Genomic DNA, 25,602 nt, shown 5'->3' with positions numbered 1-25,602 from the left:
GAGCCGATTCGAGCCGTTCCGTGCGGCGCCGCGCGAGGGGCTATGATCGCCGGCACATCGTCGTGGAGTGCGCATGCGCATCATCAGTTTCAACGCCAACGGCCTGCGCTCGGCCGCCAACAAGGGCTTCTTCGACTGGTTCCGCACGCAGGACGCCGACGTGTTGTGCGTTCAGGAAACCAAGGCGCAGGAACACCAGCTCGCCGGTCCGCAGTTCCTGCCCGAGGGCTACCGTGCGTGGTTCAAGGACGCGATCACCAAGAAGGGCTACAGCGGCGTCGCGATCTACAGCAAGCGCGAGCCGGACGAGGTGCGCACGTCGATGGGGTGGGCCCCGTTCGACGATGAAGGCCGCTACATCGAGGCGCGATTCGGCAACCTGAGCGTGGTGTCGTTCTACATCCCGTCGGGCTCGTCGGGCGAGGAGCGGCAGGGGTTCAAGTTCAAGGTGATGGACTGGCTGAAGCCGCACCTGGACGAATGGCTCGCCAGCGGGCGCGAATACGTGCTGTGCGGCGACTGGAACATCGTGCGTTCCAGGCTCGACATCAAGAACTGGACGAGCAACCAGAAGAACTCCGGCTGCCTGCCGCCCGAGCGCGAATGGCTGAACGGCCTGTGCGTGGACACTGCCGGCTGGGTCGACGCGTACCGCGCGCTGCACGCGGAAGGGCAGGACTACACCTGGTGGAGCAACCGCGGCGCCGCGCGCGCGAACAACGTGGGTTGGCGCATCGATTACCAGCTGGTCACGCCGAACCTGGCGCCGAAGCTGCGCGCCTGTTCGATCCTGCGCGAACCGCGTTTCTCCGACCACGCGCCGTTCAGCGTCGACTATGACCTCTGAGAACGCGCAGTCGCAGGCGCCGCAGCAACGCAAGGGCTGGCGACTGGTCGCGGCCAACCTGCGCGAGCCGAAAGTCCTGGTGATGCTGTTGCTGGGCTTCAGCTCCGGCATTCCGATCTACCTGGTCGGCAACACGCTCGGCTACTGGATGCGCGAGAACGCGATCGAGCTGTCGACGATCGGTTTCCTCTCGTGGGTCGGCCTGGCGTACTCGCTGAAATTCCTGTGGGCGCCGCTGATCGACAAGCTCGATGCGCCGCTGCTCGGGCGGCTCCTTGGGCGACGTCGCGGCTGGATGCTGCTCGCGCAGATCGTGTGCGCTGCCGGGCTCACCGGCATGGCGATGGTGCAGCCGCAGGAAGGCCGGCTGATGCTCGGCGGCGTCGAACTCGACCAGCTGGTGGTGTTCGGCGCGATGGCATTGATCGTCGCGTTCGCTTCGGCGACGCAGGACATCGTGATCGACGCCTGGCGCATCGAGATCGCCTCCAGCAACGAGCAGCAGGGCCTGCTGACGGCGACGTCGGCGCTGGGCTATCGCGGCGCGCTGCTGGTCACCGACTCGCTGATCCTCATCTTCGCCGCGCACATCGGCTGGTCGATGTCGTACGAACTCATGGCCGCGCTGATGGGCGTGGGCATCGTCGCCACGTTGCTGGCGCGCGAGCCCGCGGCGAGCGTGCAGGCCGCCGCCGCACCGCATGCGTCGATGCTGTCCGTGCAGGGCCTGTACGACGCCATCGTCGCGCCGTTCGTCGTGTTCTTCCGTGCACACGGCAAGTGGGCGCTGGTGATGCTGTTGGCGATCAGCCTGTACCGGCTGCCCGATTTCGTGCTCGGCCCGATGGCGAACCCGTTCTACGCCGACCTCGGCCTGGACAAGGAAACCGTCGGCGCGGTCCGCGGCAGCTTCGGCCTGCTGGCGACGACGCTGGGCATCGCCGCCGCCGGGCTGTGCGCGGTGCGGTTCGGCTTCTTCGCGACGCTGATGGCCGGCGCGGTGCTGGGCCCCGGCTCGAACCTGGCGTTCTCGTACCTGGCGCTGCACGGCGCCGACGCCGGTGTCTTCACGGCGGTGATGGTGATCGACAATTTCTGCTCCGGCTTCGCCGGGGTGGCGCTGATCGGTTACATGTCCAGCCTGACCAGCGCCGGCTACACCGCCACGCAGTACGCGTTGCTCAGTTCGTTCTACGCCTTGCCCGGAAAGGTCCTGAAGGGCCTGTCGGGCTGGACCATCGAACAACTGGAAGTGGGCCGCAGTTTGCTGGAGGCGTATTCGCTATTCTTCGCCGGAACGGCCCTGATCGGCATACCGGCGCTGCTGTTGTGCCTGGTCCTGGCCGCTCGCCGGACCGGCGCGACCGCGCGCACGCCGGCGGTGGAATGACCAGGCCCGGCCTGGAAGGAACCTGCATGACCGACATCATCCTGCACGACATCGACCCGCTGCTCCTCGATCGCGTCAAGCGCGTGGCCCAGGCGCGCTCGTGGCCGCTGCAGGAAGCGCTGGTGCATCTGCTCGAACACGGCCTTTTCGCCTGCGAAGCCGAGCTGGCGGCACGTTTCACCGATTCCGATGCGATGGCGCTGCAGGCGGCGATCGCCGCGCTGGAACACATCCCGAGCGATCCGGGTTTCTCGAAGATCGGCCGCATGGAGCGTCCGGCGGATGTCGCGGCGCTCCCGCTGGAAAATCAGGGCCTGACCGACGTCGACCGCGACCTGATGGCCTACGCCCAGAAGGGCTGACGGCGGGATGACGGCCGCGTCAGGCGGCCGGATGCACCACGCCGAGCACGCGCGGCCCGCGCGCGCCGGTCACGCTGGGGAGATTGCCGGGCAGACCCGACAGCGTCTGCCGTGCCAGCCACGCGAACCCCATCGCTTCGACGAAATCCGGATCGACGCCGTGATGCGCGGTCGATTCGACCGCCACCCCCGGCAGATGCGCACCGATGCGCTCGATCAGGCGCGGGTTGTGCACGCCGCCGCCGCACGCCAGCACGCGACGCGTGGCCGGCTGGTGCGCGCGCAACGCGTCGGCGATGGTGATCGCGCTCAGTTCCAGCAACGTCGCCTGCACGTCGGCGGGCGATTCGTCGCCGTCGAGGCGGCGTTCGACCCACGGCAGGTGGAACTGCTCGCGGCCGGTGCTCTTGGGCGGCGGCAGCATGAACCACGGCTCCTCGAGCATGCGCGCCAGCAGCTCGGCATCCAGCGTGCCCTGCGCGGCGAACGCGCCGTCGGCGTCGAACGCCGCGCCGGTGTGGCGGTGGCACCACGCATCGAGCAGGCAGTTCGCCGGGCCGGTGTCGAAGCCGCGCACCGGTCCGTTCGCCGGCAGCAGCGTGAAGTTGGCGATGCCGCCGAGATTCAGCACCGCACGGTCTTCGGAGGCATCGGCCAGCAATGCGGCATGCAGCGCCGGCAGCAGCGGGGCGCCGTGGCCACCGGCGGCGACGTCGCGGCGGCGGAAATCGGACGCGGTCGCGATGCCGGTGCGTTCGGCGATCAGTCCGCCGTCGCCCATCTGCCAGGTGAAGGGGCGGCGGCCATCGAAACGCGCGCCGTCCGGGCGATGGCGGACGGTCTGTCCGTGCGAGCCGATCGCGCGCACCTCCGCCGCCGGGACGCCGGCGTCATCGAGCAGGCGCAGCGCGGCGTCGGCGAAGGCTTCGGCGATCTGCACGTCCAGCGTGCCCAGTTCGTCCAGCGATTGCGCGTCGAGGCCCTGGCCGAGGGCGACCAGTCGCGTGCGCAGCGCTTCGTCCCAGGCGTACGTGCGGCCGAGCAGCAACTCGACCGTATCGCGGGAACCGGGGCGACGTTCGAAACGGACCAGCGCGGCGTCGATGCCGTCCGCGCTGGTACCCGAGATCAGGCCGACGAAAAGACCGTCGACGGCAGAGCCGTCCACCGGCCCGGCCGGGTTGTGGGGCATGTCAGGCCTTGGTCTTGGCGGACTTGGCCGGCTTGCGCACGGCCGGCGACGTCTGGGAGACGTCGGCGTAGATGATGTTTTCGACCTTCTGGATGCGCGCCAGCGCCACGGCCGTCTGTGCGCGGAACTGCGCCAGCGCGGCGCCCGACAGCGGTTCCGGCGGCGGCATGGTGATCGAGAGCGGGTTGCGGTGCGCGCCGTTCACGCGGAATTCGTAATGCAGGTGCGGGCCGGTCGACATGCCGGTGCTGCCGACGTAGCCGATCACCGTGCCCTGCGCGATGCGCTGGCCCCGACGGATCTTCGCCACGCGCGACATATGGCCGTACAGCGTGGTGTAGCCGCGGCCGTGGTCGAGCACCACCGCGTTTCCGTAGCCACCGTGCCAGCCGGCGGAGACGACACGCGCGTCGCCGGCCGCCATGATCGGCGTGCCCGTGCGCGCGGCGTAGTCCACGCCCTTGTGCATGCGCATGCGGCCCAGCACCGGGTGGCGACGCGCGCCGAAGCCCGAGGTCAGGCGCGCATACGGGATCGGCATGCGGATGAAGCTCTTCTTCAGCGGACGGCCGTCGCCAGTGAAGTACTCGGCCTTGCCGTTGCGCTCGAAACGAAAACCGGTGTGCAGCTTGCCGCCGGTGGTGAAGGTCGCCGCCAGAACGGGGCCGGTGCGCAGCAGTTCGCCTTCGCGCCAGATCTGCTCGACCACCACGCTGAAGCGGTCGTTCGCGCCGACGTCCTCGTTGAAGTCGATGTCGTACTTGAAGATCTCGTCGGTCAGCGTGTTGATGTTGTTGCCCGACAGGCCCAGCTTGCGCGCCGAGCGGAACAGCGACTTGCCGACCTTGCCGCTGATCACCACGGTGCGGGTTTCGGTCGGGCGGACGATGACTTTCTCGGTGACCTGGTCCCCGGCGACCGACAGCTCGACGCGATGGCTGTCGTCGCGGTCGTAACGGAACGTGCGTAGCTCGCCGCTGACCGGCAGGTCGAACGCGAGTTCGGTGCCGGGCTTCAGGCGCGTCAGCACGGACTTGTCGCCCGGCACGGCGTCCAGGATCCGGTGCATGGTCGACGCCGGCAGGTCGAGATCCTCGAACACCGCGCCCAGCGTCTGGCCGCGCTCGACGCGCACGATCTGCCAGCTGTCGCCGTTATGGCCCTTCAGGCGGGCCAGCGGCAGCGGCGGCAGCGCGAGCGCCAGCGAACTGCGCTGCGCATGCATCGGCGCGGGGGCATTGGAAGTGTGGCCGAAACCGGGCACGATCGCCGCGACCAGTACGCCGAGCGTCGCGAACAGGCTCGCGTGCGCCCAGTGGCGACGCGTCCAGCGGCCGTTGAAACCCCGGGACACCTGGGTCGCCGACACCGGACGATGCAGAGCGGCTTCGCGTAGCGCCTTGAGACGTTGGCGCCGATCCGTACCGTTCTCGGAAGCTGTCATTTTGGTGTCCCGCGCGCAGGTGTGAAGGCCGTGTAGCGGCGTTACCATAGAGGTGCGAGCAGTGTGCGTCAAACCCTTGAACTGAATAGGGTTTTTCTTCACGTGCCCCGGCGGTTATGTTTAACCGTGATTTAACCCGAATCCATGATCGTGATCGCATTGCGCGTTCACCATTCACCAGCGAGTCTCACTTTGCCGCCCCAGATTTCCGCCCCTGTCCAAGATGCCCTCGACCTGATCAGCCGCGGGGCCGAGGAGATCCTCAAACGCGAGGAACTCCAGGTCCGGCTCCAGCTGGGCCGCCCCTTGCGCATCAAGGCCGGTTTCGACCCCACCGCGCCCGACCTGCACCTCGGCCACACCGTGCTGCTCAACAAGATGCGGCAGTTCCAGGACCTGGGGCATCAGGTGATCTTCCTGATCGGCGACTTCACCGGAATGATCGGCGACCCGACCGGCAAGAACGTCACCCGCAAGCCGCTCACCCGCCAGGACGTGCTGGCCAACGCGCAGACCTATGCCGAGCAGGTGTTCAAGGTGCTGGACAAGGACCGCACCGAAGTGCGCTTCAACTCCGAGTGGTTCGGCCAGATGGGCGCGGCGGACATGATCAGGCTTGCCGCGCAGCACACCGTCGCACGCATGCTCGAACGCGACGACTTCGCCAAGCGCTATGCGGCGCAGCAGTCGATCGCGATCCACGAATTCCTGTATCCGCTGGTGCAGGGCTACGACTCGGTCGCATTGAAGGCCGACGTCGAACTCGGCGGCACCGACCAGAAGTTCAATCTGCTGATGGGCCGAGGCCTGCAGGAGCACTACGGCCAGCCGCCGCAGATCGTGCTGACGATGCCGTTGCTGGAAGGCCTGGACGGCGTCAACAAGATGTCCAAGTCGCTGGGCAACTACATCGGCATCAACGAGCCGGCGATCGACATCGTCACCAAGACGATGAAGATCGACGATGTGCTGATGTGGCGCTGGATCGACCTGTTGAGCTTCGACATCGGCATCGCCGAGGCGGAGCAGCTCAAGCGCGACATCGCGGGCGGCCAGCTGAATCCCCGCGACCTGAAGCTGCGCCTGGCGCGTGAGCTGGCGGCACGCTTCCAGGGCGAATCCGCCGCGGAGCAGGCGGTCGCGGGCTGGAATGCCGCGGTGCGTGGCGAGGGCGATACCGCGTCGCTGCCGATCAACGACGTCGCCGTGCCGGCGGAAGGGCTGCGCATCGCTGCGTTGCTGACGGCGGCAGGCCTGACGCCCAGCAATTCCGAAGCGAACCGCAAGCTGAAGGAACGCGCGGTGCGCATCGACGGCGAAGTCGTCGAGGACGCGCAGCGTGTGTTCGCGCCGGGCTTCGAAGGCGTGCTCGCGGTCGGCAAGCGCACGTTCGCGCGTATTCGCCTGGTCGCGGCGTGATGCTTCGGCGCGTGCGATCGCGCACGCGTTCATGCGTCACGCGTGGCGTTCGCGAAGGCCTAAAAAAATTTCTTCGAAGACCTCTTCCAATTCGTGTTGTGCGTGTGCACAATGCGCGCCCCGCCGAGGTGAATCACTGACGCGGGGCGCGGTTGAAGCGGCGGATTTCGAGGGGCGGTTGACGAACTTCGAAGGTGCTGTAAGATGCGCGGCCCGCTCCCCGGGACGGCCTCTCAAGAGGCGCTGAACGGAGGGCGGGGGCGGCGAAAAAGATCCCGACACGGTGTTGACGGAATCGAAATTCGCTGTATAGTAGTCGGCTCCCTCGGGCACTTCGGTGCGGCGGGGTGAGGCAAGAAAAAGGGAAAGGCGCTGAGGCCGGCCCCGGGATCTTTGACAGTGTGCGCAGGTGACTTGTGCGGGCGTCTGGCGAGTGGATGGTTGTCCATGAGCAGACGTTCGTAACAGAGCAACAAGTCAATTCAAATGCATGCAAATGCAAGCGAGTAATTTGGTGCCTGGGACGGGCTCTGCACTCAAGATATTGAACCTTCGGGTTCAGCAATTTTAAGTGAAGAGTTTGATCCTGGCTCAGAGTGAACGCTGGCGGCAGGCCTAACACATGCAAGTCGAACGGCAGCACAGAGGAGCTTGCTCCTTGGGTGGCGAGTGGCGGACGGGTGAGGAATGCATCGGAATCTGCCTATTTGTGGGGGATAACGTAGGGAAACTTACGCTAATACCGCATACGTCCTACGGGAGAAAGTGGGGGACCTTCGGGCCTCACGCAGATAGATGAGCCGATGCCGGATTAGCTAGTTGGCGGGGTAAAGGCCCACCAAGGCGACGATCCGTAGCTGGTCTGAGAGGATGATCAGCCACACTGGAACTGAGACACGGTCCAGACTCCTACGGGAGGCAGCAGTGGGGAATATTGGACAATGGGCGCAAGCCTGATCCAGCCATGCCGCGTGTGTGAAGAAGGCCTTCGGGTTGTAAAGCACTTTTGTCCGGAAAGAAAAGCGCTCGATTAATACTCGGGTGTTATGACGGTACCGGAAGAATAAGCACCGGCTAACTTCGTGCCAGCAGCCGCGGTAATACGAAGGGTGCAAGCGTTACTCGGAATTACTGGGCGTAAAGCGTGCGTAGGTGGTTTGTTAAGTCTGATGTGAAAGCCCTGGGCTCAACCTGGGAACTGCATTGGATACTGGCTTACTAGAGTGCGGTAGAGGGTAGCGGAATTCCCGGTGTAGCAGTGAAATGCGTAGATATCGGGAGGAACATCCGTGGCGAAGGCGGCTACCTGGACCAGCACTGACACTGAGGCACGAAAGCGTGGGGAGCAAACAGGATTAGATACCCTGGTAGTCCACGCCCTAAACGATGCGAACTGGATGTTGGGTGCAACTAGGCACTCAGTATCGAAGCTAACGCGTTAAGTTCGCCGCCTGGGAAGTACGGTCGCAAGACTGAAACTCAAAGGAATTGACGGGGGCCCGCACAAGCGGTGGAGTATGTGGTTTAATTCGATGCAACGCGAAGAACCTTACCTGGCCTTGACATGCACGGAACTTTCCAGAGATGGATTGGTGCCTTCGGGAACCGTGACACAGGTGCTGCATGGCTGTCGTCAGCTCGTGTCGTGAGATGTTGGGTTAAGTCCCGCAACGAGCGCAACCCTTGTCCTTAGTTGCCAGCACGTAATGGTGGGAACTCTAAGGAGACCGCCGGTGACAAACCGGAGGAAGGTGGGGATGACGTCAAGTCATCATGGCCCTTACGGCCAGGGCTACACACGTACTACAATGGTGGGGACAGAGGGCTGCGAACCCGCGAGGGCAAGCCAATCCCAGAAACCCCATCTCAGTCCGGATTGGAGTCTGCAACTCGACTCCATGAAGTCGGAATCGCTAGTAATCGCAGATCAGCATTGCTGCGGTGAATACGTTCCCGGGCCTTGTACACACCGCCCGTCACACCATGGGAGTTTGTTGCACCAGAAGCAGGTAGCTTAACCTTCGGGAGGGCGCTTGCCACGGTGTGGCCGATGACTGGGGTGAAGTCGTAACAAGGTAGCCGTATCGGAAGGTGCGGCTGGATCACCTCCTTTAGAGACTAAGGCAGCTAATTGCTGGCCGGACGTCCGCACAAGTGACCTGCATCTAGTTCCGGAAGCTCCCAAGGGGGAGTTTCGCGGGAGCGTCCCGTTCACTCGATTGAACATGGGGCTTTAGCTCAGCTGGGAGAGCACCTGCTTTGCAAGCAGGGGGTCGTCGGTTCGATCCCGACAAGCTCCACCAAGCTATGACGCGAATCCTTCGCAACAGCCCGCACATCCCTGTGCGGACTATTCAAGGAAACACGCACGACTTTTGGGTCTGTAGCTCAGGTGGTTAGAGCGCACCCCTGATAAGGGTGAGGCCGGTGGTTCGAGTCCTCCCAGACCCACCACTCCCGAACGAAACTAGATTGCGCACACATCAAGAATTGAAGCGGTGCGGCGTTGAGGCCGGATCGTGTTCTTTGAAAACTGGGAAAGTAGCGAGCGTTTTGAGACGAATGTCCATGACGTGTCGTGAGGCTAAGGCGGGTGCCGAAAGGCACCTTATATTGAGTCGTTGAATTCGCGTCCGGGCTTTGTACCCCTGGACACAGACGACCCTGAGGCGACTTGGGGTTATATGGTCAAGCGAATAAGCGCACACGGTGGATGCCTTGGCGGTCAGAGGCGATGAAGGACGTGGCAGCCTGCGAAAAGTGCGGGGGAGCTGGCAACAAGCATTGATCCCGCAATGTCCGAATGGGGAAACCCACCTGGTAACAGGTATCCTGCAGTGAATACATAGCTGCTGGAAGCAAACCCGGAGAACTGAAATATCTAAGTACCCGGAGGAAAAGAAATCAACCGAGATTCCCTAAGTAGTGACGAGCGAACGGGGACCAGCCCTTAAGTCGAATGAGTTTTAGCAAAACAACCTGGAAAGGTTGGCCATAGACGGTGACAGCCCGGTATGCGAAAGGGCTCATTCGATGAAATCGAGTAAGGCGGGGCACGAGAAACCCTGTCTGAACATGGGGGGACCATCCTCCAAGGCTAAATACTCCTGACCGACCGATAGTGAACCAGTACCGTGAGGGAAAGGCGAAAAGAACCCCGGAGAGGGGAGTGAAATAGACCCTGAAACCGTGTGCGTACAAGCAGTCGGAGCCCGCAAGGGTGACGGCGTACCTTTTGTATAATGGGTCAGCGACTTACTGTTCGTGGCGAGCTTAACCGTATAGGGGAGGCGAAGGGAAACCGAGTCTGATAAGGGCGCATAGTCGCGGGCAGTAGACCCGAAACCGGGTGATCTAGTCATGCCCAGGGTGAAGGTTGAGTAACATCAACTGGAGGCCCGAACCCACTCCCGTTGCAAAGGTAGGGGATGAGGTGTGATTAGGAGTGAAAAGCTAATCGAACCCGGAGATAGCTGGTTCTCCTCGAAAGCTATTTAGGTAGCGCCTCATGTGAATCTTCCTGGGGGTAGAGCACTGTTATGGCTAGGGGGTCATTGCGACTTACCAAACCATGGCAAACTCCGAATACCAGGACAGACTGCATGGGAGACACACGGCGGGTGCTAACGTCCGTCGTGAAAAGGGAAACAACCCAGACCCACAGCTAAGGTCCCAAATTTCGTGCTAAGTGGAAAACGATGTGGAAAGGCACAGACAGCCAGGAGGTTGGCTTAGAAGCAGCCACCCTTTAAAGAAAGCGTAATAGCTCACTGGTCGAGTCGGTCTGCGCGGAAGATTTAACGGGGCTAAGCACGGAACCGAAGCTTGGGGTGCACACTTTGTGTGCGCGGTAGAGGAGCGTTCCGTAAGCCGGTGAAGGTGTGTCGAAAGGCATGCTGGAGGTATCGGAAGTGCGAATGCTGACATGAGTAACGATAATGCGGGTGAAAAGCCCGCACGCCGAAAGCCCAAGGTTTCCTTGCGCAACGTTAATCGACGCAGGGTGAGTCGGCCCCTAAGGCGAGGCAGAAATGCGTAGTCGATGGGAAGCTGGTTAATATTCCAGCACCTCGCGTAAGTGCGATGGAGGGACGGAGAAGGTTAGGCAGGCCGGGCGTTGGTTGTCCCGGTGAGAGAGTTGAGGCGGTCCCCTTAGGCAAATCCGGGGGGGCAACGTTGAGACTAAGGACGAGTCCTTTAGGACTAAGCTGCCGATATCACGCTTCCAGGAAAAGCTCCTAAGCTTCAGCTTACGCAGACCGTACCGTAAACCGACACAGGTGGGCAGGATGAGAATTCTCAGGCGCTTGAGAGAACTCGGGTGAAGGAACTAGGCAAAATAGCACCGTAACTTCGGGAGAAGGTGCGCCCTTTTTGGTTCATAGCTGAGAAGGGCCGCAGTGACCAGGCCGCTGCGACTGTTTATCAAAAACACAGCACTCTGCAAACACGAAAGTGGACGTATAGGGTGTGACGCCTGCCCGGTGCCGGAAGGTTAATTGATGGGGTCAGCCGCAAGGCGAAGCTCTTGATCGAAGCCCCGGTAAACGGCGGCCGTAACTATAACGGTCCTAAGGTAGCGAAATTCCTTGTCGGGTAAGTTCCGACCTGCACGAATGGCGTAACGACAGCGGCGCTGTCTCCACCCGAGACTCAGTGAAATTGAAATCGCTGTGAAGATGCAGCGTTCCCGCGGCAAGACGGAAAGACCCCGTGAACCTTTACTATAGCTTTACACTGAACGTTGAGTTCGTCTGTGTAGGATAGGTGGGAGGCTATGAAGCGCAGGCGCTAGCTTGCGTGGAGCCATCCTTGAAATACCACCCTGATGTGCTTGACGTTCTAACCTAGGTCCGTAATCCGGATCGGGGACCGTGTATGGTGGGTAGTTTGACTGGGGCGGTCTCCTCCCAAAGTGTAACGGAGGAGCACGAAGGTACGCTCAGCGCGGTCGGACATCGCGCACTGTGTGCAAAGGCATAAGCGTGCTTGACTGCAAGATCGACGGATCAAGCAGGTACGAAAGTAGGTCTTAGTGATCCGGTGGTTCTGTATGGAAGGGCCATCGCTCAACGGATAAAAGGTACTCCGGGGATAACAGGCTGATACCGCCCAAGAGTTCATATCGACGGCGGTGTTTGGCACCTCGATGTCGGCTCATCACATCCTGGGGCTGTAGTCGGTCCCAAGGGTATGGCTGTTCGCCATTTAAAGTGGTACGCGAGCTGGGTTCAGAACGTCGTGAGACAGTTCGGTCCCTATCTGTCGTGGGCGTTGGAGATTTGAGAGGGGCTGCTCCTAGTACGAGAGGACCGGAGTGGACGAACCTCTGGTGTTCCGGTTGTCACGCCAGTGGCACTGCCGGGTAGCTATGTTCGGAAGCGATAACCGCTGAAAGCATCTAAGCGGGAAGCGCGCCTCAAGATGAGATCTCCCGGGAGCTTGACTCCCCTGAAGGAACCATCAAGACCAGGTGGTTGATAGGCTGGGTGTGTAAGTGCAGCAATGCATTGAGCTAACCAGTACTAATGATCCGTGTGGCTTGACCATATAACCTCAAGTGGCCTTGGACTTACGACAACGTCGTGACGTTCGGCTCACTCGCTACTTATCCCAACCTATCCGCGAAGGACGGCAACGTCCCAAGCAACCCAACGAGAGCGTGTGCGCGATCCAGTACACCGGAACCGCGACCCTCCACCCTCTCCCTGGTGACAATAGCTGTGTGGTCCCACCCGATCCCATTCCGAACTCGGAAGTGAAACGCACATGCGCCGATGGTAGTGTGGCTCAAGCCATGCAAGAGTAGGTCATCGCCAGGGGCTTTACCCCAGAAGGCCGGTCCGACAGGACCGGCCTTCTTCTTTTGTGCGGTTGAATAACCATCCGAGCGCCGCGCGACTCATGTGCGCGCGCCCAAAGCACTGGCCCGCTTCCAGTCCGAAGCATCACCTGCGAATAAATGCCGACTCCTGAGCCGGCATTTGCTTGCGAGGTGGAAACGGCACCCACCGCAGCCAGAACGCGAAACTCGAGCCTGCCCAGTGGCGCTTTTCACGGCCTAGAACAGCGATCCCGTAGTTCCGGGCGCCTCCGGCTCGGCTTCGAGGTCGGATCCGTGTGGATTCCCCGGATCGTCGACAGACAATCGAGCATGCGCATCGTCGCAGCTACTGATCGGCGAGCAAGTTACATTCCGCCGAGCGGCGTAAGGCCAAACGCCAGGTGCTCTTGCTCTTAATGAAGAGGGCCAACTACGGCGACCGGCTTCGAAGCCTGGTGGGCCGTCGCCAATAAGTGCCCTGTCACGCAAAGGCCGCACCCGTGCTCAAGCGCAATCGACGTCGTCACCAACGGCGACAGAACCACGAATCCCGCCAACTCAGGCCCCTACGCGTTCCGCCGAAATGTCACCACCAACACATCCCGATGCGAAGCCGCATCCGGATCCTCCGGCTCCACCGGCGTCACGCCATGGAACACGCGCGAATCATCGACCAGCGCCGCATCCAGCGGATGCGTGAGGGTGAAGCTTCCGAGCAGCTCGCCGTCGGCGGAATGGATCGTGGTCGTCCCGCTCGCAATGTTCAGCCGATCGATCAGCAACACCAGCACGTAATCGACGCCGTCGCGATGTACGCCTTCCGGCGTCGGTTGGCCTGGCTCGCCCGGACGCGCCTCGATGCGAAACTGGTGCACTTCGATATGCCATGCACGCACAGCCGGCGAGAGCGCCCCGAAGAATGAGTGGCAGAAGCCCAGAATGCCGCGAAGGCTCGCGCTCTCCGCCACGCCCGGCAGCACCGGCGCGAACCAGCGCTCGATGCCGCCCTGCAGCGTGTTGTAGTCGCGACTCTGGTAATGCGGCTGATGCGGCTCGCGCGCGATCCCATCGTTCTCCGCAGTGAACACCGCGTGGCGTCGCCGCCGGTGCAATCCCACGCTGGCGAGATAGGTGTCCGGCTCGAGCGTATTCCAGCTGTCAGCGAACGCCTCCCAGTCGGAAAGCGGACCCACGATTTCCAACAGGCCACGCATGGCCTCGCCTTCGACGAAGCGGAACCCGCTTGTCCGAACGTCGGCTTCCAGCTCGGACGGCGTGGGTTTCGAGGCGTGCATCATCTGAGTCAACGTGCGATATCCGGAAGGGCGCCCATCACGGCGAGATGTGCAGCGCCGCCTGCACGAGCAGCCAGAGCACGCAGGCGAAGGCCGATGCCCAGACGAGCGTGCGCAGGAAATGCCGTCCGGCGATGTACACCAGGCCATGCAGCACCCGCAGCGCGACGAACGCGAGCGACAGCGCGGCGATCTGCGAATGCGCGACTCCGGCGAGTTGCGCCAGCACCACCGCGGCGGCGAACGGCGCGAACGCCTCGTAACTGTTGAGCTGCGCCGCGTAGGCGCGCTGCGAGCGCGGACTTTGCTGCTTCTCCTGCCAGCGGCGCGGATCGCGATTGTCGTAGCGCTCGCCGCTCGCCTTGGCGATGGAAACCCATAGGTACGGCAGCAATGCGGCGATCAGGACACACACGTATGCGGTGGTGAGCGTCATGGCGGCGGCTCCGGCGGCCTTGGATGTCGCATCAGCGTAGCCGAAAACGGAAACGGCGCCCGAAGGCGCCGTCCCGGTCGAAGCCGCGAAGCGGTGTTACTTCGCCGACTTCATCAGCTTGTCGTGCGCGGCGCGGAAGGCATTGCCTTCGTACCAGTTCGGCCATTGTTCGCTGCCCGCGAGCGTGCGGCCGACGCCGTACAGCGCGTCCAGGTCCTGCACCACGCCTTCCATCTTCCACGACGGATCGAACTGGTCGCCCGGCTTGTGGTAGCGGTTGTCGCGGTAATCGGACTCGGCCTTGCGGCCCGCATCGACGCCGCCCTCGACCAGGTCGCCGCCGCCCTTGGCGTACAGCGCGGGTACGCCGGCCTTGGCGAAGTTGAAGTGATCGGAACGGAAGTAGAAGCCGTCCTCCGGCGTCGCTTCGGCGTGCAGCACGCGCTGCTGGCTTTCGGCCTGTGTCTTGAGCAGATCTTCCAGCTCGGAGCTGCCGAAGCCGACCACGGTCATGTCCTTCGCCGCGCCGATCACCGGCATCGCATCCAGGTTGATCACCGCCACGGTCTTGTCGAGCGGGATGCTCGGGTGCGCGACGTAGTACTTGGACCCCAGCAGGCCCGATTCCTCCAGCGTCACGGCGAGGAACAGCAGGGAACGATCCGGCGGCGGCGTCTGCTTGCTGAAGGCCTCGGCGATTTCCAGGATGCCCGCAACGCCGGTCGCGTTGTCGATCGCGCCGTTGTAGATCGTGTCGGCGTGCGGCTCGGCGGCGGTCGCCCCGCCGTGCTCGTCGGCCTCGTGGCCGTGGTTGCCCAGGTGGTCCCAGTGGGCCATGTAGACGATCGCCTCGTCCGGACGCTTCGCGCCCGGCAGCAACGCGACCACGTTGCGCGAGGACTTCTCGCTGGTGGTGCTCTTCAGGTCGACCGAGAGCTTGCCGTCCAGCGGAATCGCCTTGAAGCCCGGCTTGTTGGCGGCCTTGTAGAGCTCGTCCAGGTTCTGGCCGAGATCCGCCAGCAGCGTGCGCGCGGCCTCGCCGGTGATCCACCCCTGCACCGGCAGGCGCGGTTCCGGATCGTCCTTCGCCGGCAGGTCGAACTGCGCGCCCGACCAGGAATTCTTCACCACGTCCCAGCCGTAGGACGCGCCTTCGGTGTCGTGGATGATGATCGCCGCCGCGGCGCCCTGGCGCGCGGCCTCCTCGAACTTGTAGGTCCAGCGGCCGTAATACGTCATCCGCTTGCCTTCGAAGAGCTTCGGATCCTGGCTGTGGAAACCCGGATCGTTGACGAACATCACCACCGTCTTGCCCTTCACATCGACGCCGGCGTAGTCGTTCCAGTTCTGCTCGGGCGCATTGACGCCGTAGCCGACGAACACCAACTGGCTACCGTCGACTTTCACGTCCGTCTGGCCGGTACGCGTGCCGACCACCATGTCGGTGCCGAACTTGAGCGTGTGCGGCTTGCCCTTCGCGTCGATCTTCAGCGCGGTGGACTCGTCCGCCGTGGTTTCCACCATCGGCACGGTCTGGAAGTAGCTGTCGCCGTTGCCGGGCTTCAGGCCCATGCGCTTGAACTGCGCTTCCAGGTACTGGACGGTCTTCTCTTCGCCGGCGCTGCCGGGCGCGCGACCTTCGAACTCGTCCGACGCCAGCACCTTCACGTGCTCGGCGAAATCCGCGGCGTTGATCGCGTCGTTGAAGGAATGGCCGCCGGCCGTCGCGGCAGGCGTCTGCGGGGTGGCGGCGGTGGGCGCGTCGCTGGGCTTGGAGCAGGCAGCCAGCGCGATCGCGCCGACGATGCCGGCCACCGCCGTGCTGAGCAGGGAAACTCGGGACATGGGACCTCCGGATTGGACCAGGGCCCCACGGCGGCTCGGGGCCGCCGCGAGGCGAACCCCATTCTAGGCACGCTTTCCGGGCCGCGGCCGTGCGCGGTCCGTCAATTCGTCGCAGGACGGCTTACTGGCCCGGCGGCGTCGAACCGGTGTAGCGCACCGCGGTCGCCCCGGTCACCGGGCCGATCTTCGCGGTGTCGTGGACGTACAGCTCGACCTTGCGCTCGAACACCAGCGGCCCTTCGACCACCGCGTTCGGCCCGATGATGATCTTCGGATCGCGCTTGTTGAACGAGAACCACGACGTGCTCGGCTTGGTGTAGCGGATGCCGCCCTTGACGTGCGAGTTCACGCCGACGGTCGTGTCGCCGTTGACCGTCGTGATGCCGCCCGACAGGTCCGTGTCGACCAGGCCGATGGCGCCGTTGACGGTCTCGATGTCGCCGCGCACGTCGCCGCCGCGATCGATGAAGATGCCGCCGTTCACCGTGGACAGGCTGCTGGAAAGCTTGCCGTTGCCGGCCACGCGGATGGAGCCGTTGACCGTTTCCAGGCCTTCGGCTTCGACGTTCTCGGCCACCGTGATGCTGCCGTTGACGGTTTCGGCCTTGCCGGTGCGGGCGCCGGCGCCGATCTTGATGGAGCCGTTGACGGTCTCCAGGTCGCCGGCGGTCTGACCGGCCTCGACGGCGATGCTGCCGTTGACCTTGTCGATGTCCTGGGCGGCGAACGCCGGCGCGGACAGCGCCAGGGCGAGGGGAAGGACGTACAGGGAGCGGATTGCCATCGTTTCGGATTCCGTGTTGGGACGGGCTTCAAGTCGATGGATGCGGTGAAGGCGCCGTCGGTTTAGGCCGCTTCGCTACAATCGCAGCGATCGCGGGCACCGGCCCGTGCCCGAAGTCATCATTCCACCCCTCAACTGGAATCCGACGTGCCCGCCACCTCCCCGCGCCCCAAACCCGTGGTCCTGCTGATCCTCGACGGCTGGGGGCATCGCGAAGACCCGACCGACAACGCGCTGGCCCAGGCCCGCCTGCCGAACTGGGACGCGCTGGTGGCCGCCGCGCCGCACACGCTGATCCACACCGAAGGCCGCCACGTCGGCCTGCCGGACGGGCAGATGGGCAATTCCGAAGTCGGCCACATGAACCTCGGCGCCGGCCGCATCGTGTACCAGGATCTCACCCGCATCGACGCGGCCATCGAGGACGGCAGCTTCTTCGGCAACGAGGAACTGCGCGCCGCTTGCGCCGCCGCGCAGGCCAGCGACGGCACGCTGCACGTGATGGGCCTGCTTTCGCCAGGCGGCGTGCACAGCCACGAGAACCACATTTTCGCGATGCTCGAACTGGCCAGCCAGGCGGGCGTGGCGAAGGTCGCCGTGCACGCGTTCCTCGACGGCCGAGACATGCCGCCCAAGTCGGCCGAGTCGAGCCTGGCGAAGCTGCGGGACGTCTGCCGCAAGCTCGGCAACGCGCACGTCGCGAGCGTCAGCGGACGGTACTACGCGATGGACCGCGACCAGCGCTGGGATCGCGTGAAGCGCGCATGGGACGCGATGGTCGAAGCGAAGAGCGAGCACGTCGCCACCGGCCCGATCGAAGCGCTGCTGCAGGCCTACGAGCGCGGCGAGACCGACGAGTTCGTCGCACCGACCGTGATCGAAGGCCACCTGCCGATGGCGGACGGCGACGCCGTGGTGTTCATGAATTTCCGTGCCGACCGCGCGCGCCAACTCACCGCCGCGTTCGTCTCGCCGACGTTCGCCGGTTTCGACGCGCGACGCCCGAAACTCTCGCGCTTCGTCTGCCTCACCGAATACGACGCGAAGCTGCCGGCGCCCGTCGCCTTCGGTCCGGACGACCTGCGCAACACGCTGGGCGAAGTGCTCGCCGCCAACGGCATGACGCAGCTGCGCATCGCCGAAACCGAGAAGTACGCGCACGTCACCTTCTTCTTCAGCGGCGGTCGCGAAGAACCGTACGAAGGCGAAACCCGCATCCTCGTGCCGAGTCCGAAGGTCGCCACCTACGATCTGCAGCCGGAAATGAGCTGCCCGGAAGTGACGGAGAAGCTCACCAGCGCCATTCGCTCGGGCGAGATCGATGTCGCCATCTGCAACATCGCCAATCCGGACATGGTCGGCCACACCGGCGACATCGCCGCGGCGATCAAGGCCGCCGAAGCGGTGGACGTCGCCATCGGGGCGATTGCGCAGGCCGTGCGCGACACCGGCGGCGCGCTGCTGGTCACCGCCGACCACGGCAATCTGGAGATGATGCGCGACCCCGCCACCGGGCAGCCGCATACCGCGCACACGGTCGGCCCGGTGCCGTTCGTGTATCTCGGCCCGCGCGCGGCGAAGCTGCGCGACGGCGGCGCATTGCGCGACGTGGCGCCGACCATCCTCGACCTGCTCGGATTGCCGAAGCCGGCGGAGATGAGCGGAACGAGCCTGCTCGCGGACTGACCCGGATGCGGCGCTTCGTCGTTGCGATGAACCGCGCCGCGGCCAGGTGCGCTGCGGTCAAGTGCGCAGTCCTGCTTGTCGCGGGCCTGATGCTCGCGACGCCGGCCTTCGCACAGAACAGCCGCGAGGCCGAGCGCAAGCTGGAGAAGATCCAGCGCGAGCTCAAGTCGGTCGCCGCCGAACGTCGCAAGATCGAAAGCCAGCGCGGCAGTGCGTCGCGCCAGTTGCGCGAGGCCGACGAGAAGGTTGGCGTGTCCAATCGCCGCCTGCGCGAGATCGAATCGCGACTGGCGAAGGAAGAAGCCTCGCTCGCGTCATTGCAGGAGCAGCGCGCGCAATTGCAGCAGCGCATGGGCGCGCAGCGGCAGGAGCTCGCGCAACTGCTGCGAGCGGCCTACCTGCAGGGGCAGGACGCGCCGCTGAAGCTGCTACTTGCGCAGGACCGCGTCGCCGACGGCAACCGCATGCTCGCCTACTACGGCTACCTGCAGCGCGATCGCACGCGTCGCATCGCCGAACTCGACGCGCAGCTGCGCGAACTCGACGAAGTGGAGCAGGCCATCGCGCAGCGTCGAAGCGAACTCGACCGCACGCGCGAGGAGCAACGTTCCCAGCTCGGCAAACTGCGCAGCGACCGCAAGGCGCGTGCGAGCCTCGTCGCGCAGCTCGACGAGCGTTACAAGGACCGCAGCACGCGCGAGCGCGAACTCGGCCGCGACGCGCAGGGGCTGGAGCAACTGCTGAAGAAGCTGCGCGCCGCCGCGGCCAAGGCGGAAGCGCAGCGCCGTGCCGCCGCCGAACGCGCGGCGCGCCAAGCCGCATCCACCGGCAAGGACACCCCGCCGCGTCGCAAGCCCACGACCGTCGCCAGTGCGCCGGCGCCGCAGGTCGGCGGGCTGGGCTGGCCGGTCTCGGGCGCGCTGCTGGCGGGTTTCGGCGCGACGATGCCCGACGGCCGCGACAGCGACGGCCTGCTGATCGCCGCCGCCGCCGGTACGCCGGTCAAGGCGGTCGCCGACGGTACGGTCGTCTACGCCGAATGGATGACCGGCTACGGCCTGCTGCTGATCGTCGATCACGGCAACGGCTACATGAGCCTGTACGCGCACAACGACGCGCTGCTCAAGGACGTCGGCGACACGGTGAAACGCGGCGATTCCGTCGCCACCGTCGGCACTTCCGGCGGTCACGGCCGCGCCGCGCTGTACTTCGAGCTGCGCCGCAACGGCTCGCCGGTCAATCCCGGAACATGGCTGCGCCGTTGACGCTGAATGCCGGGTCCCGTTGCGGCAGCGATTAACGAAAGCCTTCCATTGCGCTCCCCCGCCGTGCCCATAATCACGCCACGGCGGGCCCTCGCGCCCGCGGCTCACCGCACCACCGGAGTTGCCCGAATGTCCCTGCGTCGCCTCGTTCCGCTCGCCCTGGCCGCCTTCGTCGCGCTGCCGGCCACCGCGCAGGAGGCCGACCAGGCCCCGCTGGCCGACGCCCCGATCGAATCGCCCGACGCGGAAACCGCCGAGGCCAAGGTGCCGCTCGACGAGATCCGCCGCTACGTCTCGGTCTACAACGCGGTCAAGCAGGCGTACGTCGAGCCGGTGGACGACCAGAAGCTGATGCATTCTGCGATCCGCGGCCTGCTGTTCGACCTCGATCCGCACAGCGTCTACCTCGACAAGGAAGACGCCGAGAGTTTCGACGAGCAGTCGCGCGGCGCCTACGACGGCGTCGGCGTCGAACTGATGCGCCAGCCCGACGGCTCGCTGCGCGTGATCGCGCCGATCGACGACACGCCCGCCGCGCGTGCGGGCATCAAGGCGGGCGATGTGATCACCGCGATCGACGGCAAGCCCTTCAAGCCGGACGAGGGCGACCAGTCCGGTCCGCTGCGCGGTCCACCCGGCAGCAAGGTGACGCTGACCATCGTGCGCGAAGGCAAGGACAAGCCTTTCGACATCACGCTGGCGCGCGAGACCATCCGCGTGGCGAGCGTGAAGAGCCGCATGCTCGAACCGGGCTACGGCTACGTGCGCATCAGCGCGTTCCAGGCCGACACCGCGGCGGATTTCGAGAGCCAGCTCGAGAAGCTCAAGGCGCAGTCCGGCGGCAAGCTGCGTGGCCTGGTCATCGACCTGCGCAGCAATCCGGGTGGCTTGCTGACCTCGGCGGTGCAGATCGCCGACGATCTGCTCGATGCGGGGAAGATCGTCTCCACGCGTGGCCGCATCGCCATCAGCGATGCGGAATTCGGCGCGACGCCGGGCGATCGCCTCGACGGTGCGCCGGTCGTGGTGCTGGTCGACGCCGGTTCGGCGAGCGCGGCGGAAGTACTCGCCGGCGCGCTGCGCGACAACGATCGCGCGCGCATCGTCGGCAGCCGCACCTTCGGCAAGGGTTCGGTGCAGACCGTGCTGCCGCTCGACAACGGCGATTCGGTCAAGCTCACCACCGCGCGCTATTACACGCCCAGCGGCAAGTCGATCCAGGCGCTGGGCATCTCGCCCGACGTCGTGCTGCAGCCGGGCAAGGACGCCGACAAGAGCATCCGCAACTTCAGCGAAGCGAGCCTGCCGGGCCACCTGCGCGGCGACGACGAGAAGGTCGGCGAGGACGCGCTTCCCGGCGAGAACGCCGGCGACGTGCTCGACGGCGACGCGCCGATCGCGGCGGCGCTGGTGGAGCTGAAGAAGCCGGTGGCGAGCGCGGTGACCAGGCCTGCCGCCAAGCAGCAGTGAGCAATCGCACGTTCGCATGCCTGCGCTGCCGCAAGTTGCAGCGTAAGCCGGTGAGCCTGGCGACGTTCAATTGCCCGCAGTGTCATGCCGAGTGCATATGCGTGCACTGGAAGTTGCACGTTCCCGCTCCGCGAAAACGACGCAAGTGGGATCGCTTCTGGGCGCAGTACCTTCTGGAACTGCGCATGATCGAGCAGTTCCGCGACGGGCAGCTCGGGGACGAAATGTACCTGCCATTGCTGAACCAGCGATGGCAGCGTCGGGCTAACGACTACCGGGCTCGCTGATCAACCCGCACGAAATCCGGACCGGCGCCCGCAGGGCAACCGCAAGCGCATCCTGGAACATCCCGCAATCGAGCAGGTTGTCCGGCGCCGAACGCCGGCCCGAATACACGTTGATGTTCACCTGCGGCGCATCGGGTGCAACGGTCCATGCCAGTTGCCCCGGATCGAGCGCGACCGCGGGGAAACGCGCCGTCGCCGTGTCATCGAGCTGCGCGACTTCGAGTTCCACCTGCGCGCGATGCAGCGTGAGCCACGGGTTCTCGCTGCCGGGCACGCGCTCCGATACCGCGCGTTCGCTCGGATAGCCGAAATATTCGGCAGTGGCGATCAGCGATTCCTGCTTCGAGACGAGCCGTTCGCGCGCGGCGGGCGAAAGCGCGATCTCGACGGTGAAGGCGTTCGCTGCGGCCTGGACGGGCTGTCGTGCGGCGTCAGTGGAAGCCGCAGACGCGGACGAAGGTGGCGTGCTGGTCGCGCTTTCGCGCTGGCACGCGGCGGTCGATAACAGGAATGCGACGAGGCAGGCGGAGCGCGCGATGCGTTTCATCGCACCAAGCTAGCGCGGCTTCGCCGGCAGCGGGAAGGGGGTGACGACTTTTTCGCCTGTCGCCGCATCGCGGATCGCCGCCTGGCCTTTGCGCTCGACTTCCTCGATGCGCACGATGCTGTGCATCGGCAGGTGCAGCGAGCGCGTGTTGCCGAACTCGTCGCGCAGGCGTTCCTCGGTCGGGTCGATCACCACGCCGTCGTGCACGTCGAACACCAGGTCGCTCACTTCCGTGAAGCCCCACAGCGCGCCGGACGCGACGTTGCGCGCGTACAGCTCGTACACCTTGCCGGCGTTGAGGAAGGTCACCTTGTAGAGCGGCTTGGACATGGTTCGTGGCGTCGCGTGGCGGATTGCACGGTGACGATGGGGTCGCCGCGGGCGGCAATCAAGCCGGGACCGGACCGCCGGCGTCAGAAGCCGCGCCGCCGCCGCAGGCGCCGCGCGATGCCGGCACGGGCGATCAGCGCGAAAATGCCGCCGAAGGCGAAACCGGCCAGGTGCGCCGACCATGCCACCGCGCCGAAGGCCGGGCCGATGAAGGTGAAGACCAGCTGCAGCAGGGCCCACACGCCGATCAGCAGCGGCGCGGGCACCTTCACGAATTGCAGGAACAGCCCCAGCGGCACCACCACGCCCAGCTTCGCGCCGGGAAACAGGGCCAGGTAGGCGCCGATCAGCGCCGACACCGCGCCGCTGGCGCCGATGATCAGCCGGTCCGGCGTGCTGATGGCGATCACCGCCGCGAGGTTCGCCATCGCCCCACCGAGCAGGAACAGCACCAGCAACCGCCACGGCCCCATGGCGCGCTCGGCCGGCAGGCCGAAGATCAGGAGGAACACGAGGTTGCCCAGCAGGTGCGCCCAGTCGGCATGCAGGAACAGCGCCGTGAACAGGCGCAGCACGCTGCCGCTGCGGATTGCCTGGATCCAGGCCTCCGGGGTGCCCAGCCCGCCCGACAGCGCGCCCCATTCGGTCAACAGCCGGCGTTGCTCGGTGTCGGGCATCAGCTCCACGGCGATGAAGCTCGCCCAGAGCAGGCTGAACAGGGCGGGGGTCGCCCAGCGCAGCGGCATCCGCTCCCGGCCGGGGATGGTCACGAACACCGGCGGTGGCCTCCCCCGTTCAGCCAGGCGAGCGGGCCGGAACGAGAAAAAACCCCTGATTTACAAGTGCGGACGGGCATGCCGGCTAATGTTAGCCTCGGGTTAAAAGCCGGGTTATAGTGCATACGGCGTCGTACGTCGGGAGGGGTTTCCGGCGAGCACTGGCGACCGGACTGCCGGGCCAAGGCAATGACGCGGCCTGACGAAGACGAAAAAATACTCCATTGGAGACTACACGCATGCAACACGCTTCTCGTTTCATCCAGCTGTCGGCGCTCGCCTTCGGCATCGCCGGCGCGCTGGCCGTTGGCCAGGCCCAGGCTTCGGGTTTCCAGCTGAAGGAAAACAGCGTCAAGGCCATGGGCGCGGCGTTCGCCGGTGCCGGCGTCAACGAGACCGATTCCTCGGTCGTCGCCAACAACCCGGCCACGATGGCCCGCTTCACGGGCACCACCGTCCAGGCCGACGTCACCGCGATCGACCTCAGCTACGAATTCAAGGGCACCGGCACCGACGCACTGGGCCAGCCGCTGACCGGCGGCAACGGCGGCGACGCGGGCGACATCACGCCCGTTCCGGCGCTGTCGGTCGTGCACAAGCTCGACAATGGCCTGGCGTTCGGCGCCATGGTCAGCGCGCCGTTCGGTCTGAAGACCGAGTACGACGATAACTGGCAGGGCCGCTATTTCGCGCATACCTCCGACGTCGAGATCGTCGACCTGACGCTGGCCGCCGCGCTGGACATCGTTCCGGACCGCTTCTCGGTCGGCGCCGGCATCATCTACTCGCGCGCCGACGTGACGCTGTCGCAGTCGGTCGATTTCGGTACCGCGCTGTTCGCCAACCCGGCCACGCGTCCGCTGCCGTTCGCCCGCCCGCAGATGCGCGACGGCTTCGCCGAAGTGCAGGGCGACGACACCGGCTTCGGCTGGACGGTCGGCGCGAACCTCAAGCCGACCGACAAGCTGGCCATCGGCGTGAGCTACCGCTCCGAGATCGACTACGAACTGGAAGGCTCCGCCGACTGGACCGTGCCGACCGACGTCGCCGCGATCCTCGCCGCCACCGGCCGCTTCCGCGACGGCGGCGTCACCGCCAAGCTGACCACGCCGAGCGTGCTGAACGTCGACCTGCGTTACGACTTCACCGACCGCTTCGCGATGATGGCCACCTACGCCGAGACCGGCTGGGAATCGCTGCGCGAAGTGCGCATCGACTTCGACAACGCCGCCGACCCGGATTCGGTCGAGCCGTTCGCGTGGAAGGACACCTCGTTCTCGTCGCTGGGCGCGGAATACAAGCTCAACGATGCGTGGACCCTGCGCGGCGGTATCGCGTACGACGAAACGCCGACCCACATCGAGACCCGCACGCCGCGCCTGCCCGACGCGAACCGCTGGTGGTACTCGGTCGGCGCGACCTGGAACGCGACCGAAGCGCTGGAAGTGAACTTCGGCTACACCCGCATCGAGCCGGATTCCCCGCGCATCGACGCGACCAACGCCGCGAGCGGCTCGCACCTGGTCGGTCCGTTCGACGGTCACGCGAACCTGTACGGCGTTTCGGCGCAGTACAAGTTCTGATCCAACGCGTCACGCTGCAACGGAAGGCCCCGCTTCGGCGGGGCCTTTTTTCATGCGTCATTCGAACCGGTTCGGTCGCCCGGCGGCCGGCGCGATCTTCGCGGGCGACGCCAGGCAGTCCACCGGCTCGAAACGCGCGATCGCTGGCGGGCATGACGCTGGCGTGCATCCCTGCGACGCAGTGCGAACGCGTGCGTCGTCGTCGCATTCCGATGCTTCCGACGTGCCGATGGACCCTTTCACACTCGCGTGGCTTGTCGGCAGGTTCGCACTGCGTTGCACGGATGCATCCTGCGATGGCCGAGTCGCCGCGCGCGCAAACAGCCATCCGGAAAACGCGGCCGCACCCGCCAGCATGAGCGCGCCGGACCATCCGAGCCACGTGCGTCGATCATGGCGGGCGGCTCGCCGCGCTGGTAACGCATAGGCTTCGGCAGACGCGATGCCTTCCGATCCCACTTCCAGTACGGGCGCGATCCACTGATAGCCGAAGCGCGGCACCGTACGGATCGTCCGCTGCAATGCCCCCGAGTCGCCCAGCGCCTTGCGGGCACGCAACATGGTCTGTGCGACGACCATGTCGGTGACCTCCAAGCGACCCCACACGGCCGCGATCAGTTCATCGCGACCCACCGCGCGGTCGCGGTGCATGACCAGGTAGGCCAGGCAATCGAACGATTTCGGCGGCAGCGCCACGCGTTCGCCATCGCGGAGCAGGTCGCGCGAGGGCGGATCGATTTCGAACTCCTGGAAGCGATACCTGGTGCGTCGCATGCGCCGGTGTCCTGTACCTGCACCGATGCGCGATGCGTCGGGCCGT

Annotated in this window: 18 protein-coding genes, 2 tRNA genes, 3 rRNA genes and 1 pseudogene; 14 read left to right on the top strand and 10 right to left on the bottom strand. The window is 65.1% G+C overall.

Features of this window, described 5'->3' with window-relative positions:
* The first annotated feature begins 73 nt into the window (after positions 1-73).
* Genes AC3ANK_RS17750 through AC3ANK_RS17740 form a run of 3 tightly spaced genes read left to right on the top strand, consistent with a single transcriptional unit; the run spans position 74 to position 2,599 of the window.
* Positions 74-847, top strand: coding sequence for an exodeoxyribonuclease III (locus AC3ANK_RS17750; RefSeq protein ID WP_484171611.1), 774 nt, complete (start codon positions 74-76; stop codon positions 845-847).
* Positions 837-2,237: an AmpG family muropeptide MFS transporter gene (locus AC3ANK_RS17745; protein WP_206862106.1), complete on the top strand. Its 1,401-nt coding sequence runs from the start codon at positions 837-839 to the stop codon at positions 2,235-2,237. Before AC3ANK_RS17750 ends, AC3ANK_RS17745 begins: the two co-directional genes overlap by 11 nt.
* 26 nt (positions 2,238-2,263) lie before the next feature.
* Positions 2,264-2,599 carry a hypothetical protein gene (locus tag AC3ANK_RS17740; protein WP_206862107.1) on the top strand — a complete coding sequence of 112 codons (336 nt, stop codon included), beginning with the start codon at positions 2,264-2,266 and terminating at the stop codon, positions 2,597-2,599.
* A 19-nt stretch (positions 2,600-2,618) separates the two neighbouring features.
* Here the strand turns inward: AC3ANK_RS17740 and AC3ANK_RS17735 are convergent, their stop codons facing one another.
* Both AC3ANK_RS17735 and AC3ANK_RS17730 read right to left on the bottom strand, forming a co-directional pair.
* Positions 2,619-3,791, bottom strand: coding sequence for an anhydro-N-acetylmuramic acid kinase (locus AC3ANK_RS17735; RefSeq protein ID WP_484171610.1), 1,173 nt, complete (start codon positions 3,789-3,791; stop codon positions 2,619-2,621).
* Position 3,792: 1 nt separating this feature from the next.
* On the bottom strand, positions 3,793-5,235 hold the full coding sequence (locus AC3ANK_RS17730; protein WP_484171609.1) for a peptidoglycan DD-metalloendopeptidase family protein: 1,443 nt from the start codon (positions 5,233-5,235) through the stop codon (positions 3,793-3,795).
* A 192-nt stretch (positions 5,236-5,427) separates the two neighbouring features.
* Here AC3ANK_RS17730 and tyrS point away from each other — a divergent pair, with 192 nt between their 5' ends.
* The 6 genes from tyrS (at position 5,428) to rrf (ending at position 12,476) form a co-directional block, all read left to right on the top strand.
* Entirely contained in the window at positions 5,428-6,654 is a 1,227-nt protein-coding gene (gene tyrS, locus AC3ANK_RS17725) for a tyrosine--tRNA ligase (RefSeq protein ID WP_484171608.1), read from the top strand.
* A 568-nt stretch (positions 6,655-7,222) separates the two neighbouring features.
* A 16S ribosomal RNA gene (locus AC3ANK_RS17720) occupies positions 7,223-8,767 on the top strand.
* A gap of 114 nt (positions 8,768-8,881) precedes the next feature.
* Positions 8,882-8,957: transfer RNA gene (locus AC3ANK_RS17715), tRNA-Ala, on the top strand.
* A gap of 74 nt (positions 8,958-9,031) precedes the next feature.
* A tRNA-Ile gene (locus tag AC3ANK_RS17710) sits at positions 9,032-9,108 on the top strand.
* A gap of 232 nt (positions 9,109-9,340) precedes the next feature.
* Positions 9,341-12,204, top strand: a 23S ribosomal RNA gene (locus AC3ANK_RS17705).
* A gap of 157 nt (positions 12,205-12,361) precedes the next feature.
* Positions 12,362-12,476, top strand: a 5S ribosomal RNA gene (gene rrf, locus AC3ANK_RS17700).
* Together the 16S, 23S and 5S rRNA genes with 2 tRNA genes alongside form the textbook arrangement of a ribosomal RNA operon.
* Before the next feature lie 568 nt (positions 12,477-13,044).
* On the opposite strand, the gene AC3ANK_RS17695 is transcribed toward rrf, so the two are convergent.
* The 4 genes from AC3ANK_RS17695 to AC3ANK_RS17680 all read right to left on the bottom strand — a co-directional run bounded on the left by AC3ANK_RS17695 (position 13,045) and on the right by AC3ANK_RS17680 (position 16,838).
* Positions 13,045-13,776 (bottom strand): 2OG-Fe dioxygenase family protein, encoded by a 732-nt coding sequence (locus AC3ANK_RS17695; RefSeq protein WP_484172896.1) that lies wholly within the window; start codon positions 13,774-13,776, stop codon positions 13,045-13,047.
* A 34-nt stretch (positions 13,777-13,810) separates the two neighbouring features.
* Positions 13,811-14,209 carry an MAPEG family protein gene (locus tag AC3ANK_RS17690; RefSeq protein WP_484171607.1) on the bottom strand — a complete coding sequence of 133 codons (399 nt, stop codon included), beginning with the start codon at positions 14,207-14,209 and terminating at the stop codon, positions 13,811-13,813.
* Between the two features lie 96 nt (positions 14,210-14,305).
* The gene (locus AC3ANK_RS17685; RefSeq protein ID WP_206862425.1) at positions 14,306-16,054 is read right to left on the bottom strand and encodes a M28 family metallopeptidase; all 1,749 of its coding nucleotides are present in this window, start codon (positions 16,052-16,054) and stop codon (positions 14,306-14,308) included.
* A gap of 121 nt (positions 16,055-16,175) precedes the next feature.
* Positions 16,176-16,838, bottom strand: a complete 663-nt coding sequence (locus AC3ANK_RS17680; RefSeq protein ID WP_484171606.1) for a DUF4097 family beta strand repeat-containing protein — start codon at positions 16,836-16,838, stop codon at positions 16,176-16,178.
* A 147-nt stretch (positions 16,839-16,985) separates the two neighbouring features.
* Between AC3ANK_RS17680 and gpmI the strand changes: the two genes are divergently transcribed.
* From gpmI to AC3ANK_RS17660, 4 genes and pseudogenes are all read left to right on the top strand, one after another.
* Positions 16,986-18,524, top strand: a complete 1,539-nt coding sequence (gene gpmI, locus AC3ANK_RS17675) for a 2,3-bisphosphoglycerate-independent phosphoglycerate mutase (RefSeq protein ID WP_484171605.1) — start codon at positions 16,986-16,988, stop codon at positions 18,522-18,524.
* 89 nt (positions 18,525-18,613) lie between these two features.
* A complete protein-coding gene (locus AC3ANK_RS17670; RefSeq protein WP_242525316.1) occupies positions 18,614-19,789 on the top strand; it encodes a murein hydrolase activator EnvC family protein in 1,176 nt (391 codons plus the stop codon).
* A gap of 129 nt (positions 19,790-19,918) precedes the next feature.
* Positions 19,919-21,250: pseudogene (locus AC3ANK_RS17665) on the top strand (S41 family peptidase); the annotation flags it as partial.
* Positions 21,251-21,255: 5 nt separating this feature from the next.
* The gene (locus AC3ANK_RS17660; RefSeq protein ID WP_484171604.1) at positions 21,256-21,546 is read left to right on the top strand and encodes a hypothetical protein; all 291 of its coding nucleotides are present in this window, start codon (positions 21,256-21,258) and stop codon (positions 21,544-21,546) included.
* Here the strand turns inward: AC3ANK_RS17660 and AC3ANK_RS17655 are convergent.
* From AC3ANK_RS17655 to AC3ANK_RS17645, 3 genes are all read right to left on the bottom strand, one after another.
* A complete protein-coding gene (locus tag AC3ANK_RS17655) occupies positions 21,524-22,093 on the bottom strand; it encodes a hypothetical protein (protein ID WP_484171603.1) in 570 nt (189 codons plus the stop codon). The two genes, AC3ANK_RS17660 and AC3ANK_RS17655, sit on opposite strands and share 23 nt — an antisense overlap.
* Positions 22,094-22,102: 9 nt before the next feature.
* Positions 22,103-22,423 carry a DUF1820 family protein gene (locus tag AC3ANK_RS17650; protein WP_484171602.1) on the bottom strand — a complete coding sequence of 107 codons (321 nt, stop codon included), beginning with the start codon at positions 22,421-22,423 and terminating at the stop codon, positions 22,103-22,105.
* Between the two features lie 83 nt (positions 22,424-22,506).
* Positions 22,507-23,199, bottom strand: a complete 693-nt coding sequence (locus AC3ANK_RS17645) for a rhomboid family intramembrane serine protease (RefSeq protein ID WP_206862417.1) — start codon at positions 23,197-23,199, stop codon at positions 22,507-22,509.
* Between the two features lie 239 nt (positions 23,200-23,438).
* Here AC3ANK_RS17645 and AC3ANK_RS17640 point away from each other — a divergent pair, with 239 nt between their 5' ends.
* Positions 23,439-24,782, top strand: coding sequence for an OmpP1/FadL family transporter (locus tag AC3ANK_RS17640; RefSeq protein ID WP_484171601.1), 1,344 nt, complete (start codon positions 23,439-23,441; stop codon positions 24,780-24,782).
* A gap of 57 nt (positions 24,783-24,839) precedes the next feature.
* Here AC3ANK_RS17640 and AC3ANK_RS17635 read toward each other — a convergent pair whose 3' ends face one another.
* Positions 24,840-25,556: a winged helix-turn-helix domain-containing protein gene (locus AC3ANK_RS17635; protein ID WP_484171600.1), complete on the bottom strand. Its 717-nt coding sequence runs from the start codon at positions 25,554-25,556 to the stop codon at positions 24,840-24,842.
* Positions 25,557-25,602 lie beyond the last annotated feature (46 nt).

The sequence above is a fragment of the Lysobacter sp. SCRH-1R genome (assembly GCF_057747855.1).
This window is presented reverse-complemented; position numbering and strand designations above follow the sequence as displayed.

What these genes read in the sequence shown, in the direction of transcription:
- AC3ANK_RS17695 (WP_484172896.1), bottom strand. Translation starts at nt 13,776, where the DNA reads ATGATGCACGCCTCGAAACCCACGCCGTCCGAGCTGGAAGCCGACGTT.
- AC3ANK_RS17730 (WP_484171609.1), bottom strand. Translation starts at nt 5,235, where the DNA reads ATGACAGCTTCCGAGAACGGTACGGATCGGCGCCAACGTCTCAAGGCG.
- AC3ANK_RS17735 (WP_484171610.1), bottom strand. Translation starts at nt 3,791, where the DNA reads ATGCCCCACAACCCGGCCGGGCCGGTGGACGGCTCTGCCGTCGACGGT.
- AC3ANK_RS17680 (WP_484171606.1), bottom strand. Translation starts at nt 16,838, where the DNA reads ATGGCAATCCGCTCCCTGTACGTCCTTCCCCTCGCCCTGGCGCTGTCC.
- AC3ANK_RS17690 (WP_484171607.1), bottom strand. Translation starts at nt 14,209, where the DNA reads ATGACGCTCACCACCGCATACGTGTGTGTCCTGATCGCCGCATTGCTG.
- AC3ANK_RS17655 (WP_484171603.1), bottom strand. Translation starts at nt 22,093, where the DNA reads ATGAAACGCATCGCGCGCTCCGCCTGCCTCGTCGCATTCCTGTTATCG.
- AC3ANK_RS17670 (WP_242525316.1), top strand. Translation starts at nt 18,614, where the DNA reads ATGCTCGCGACGCCGGCCTTCGCACAGAACAGCCGCGAGGCCGAGCGC.
- AC3ANK_RS17740 (WP_206862107.1), top strand. Translation starts at nt 2,264, where the DNA reads ATGACCGACATCATCCTGCACGACATCGACCCGCTGCTCCTCGATCGC.
- AC3ANK_RS17650 (WP_484171602.1), bottom strand. Translation starts at nt 22,423, where the DNA reads ATGTCCAAGCCGCTCTACAAGGTGACCTTCCTCAACGCCGGCAAGGTG.
- AC3ANK_RS17640 (WP_484171601.1), top strand. Translation starts at nt 23,439, where the DNA reads ATGCAACACGCTTCTCGTTTCATCCAGCTGTCGGCGCTCGCCTTCGGC.
- AC3ANK_RS17685 (WP_206862425.1), bottom strand. Translation starts at nt 16,054, where the DNA reads ATGTCCCGAGTTTCCCTGCTCAGCACGGCGGTGGCCGGCATCGTCGGC.
- AC3ANK_RS17635 (WP_484171600.1), bottom strand. Translation starts at nt 25,556, where the DNA reads ATGCGACGCACCAGGTATCGCTTCCAGGAGTTCGAAATCGATCCGCCC.
- AC3ANK_RS17750 (WP_484171611.1), top strand. Translation starts at nt 74, where the DNA reads ATGCGCATCATCAGTTTCAACGCCAACGGCCTGCGCTCGGCCGCCAAC.
- AC3ANK_RS17745 (WP_206862106.1), top strand. Translation starts at nt 837, where the DNA reads ATGACCTCTGAGAACGCGCAGTCGCAGGCGCCGCAGCAACGCAAGGGC.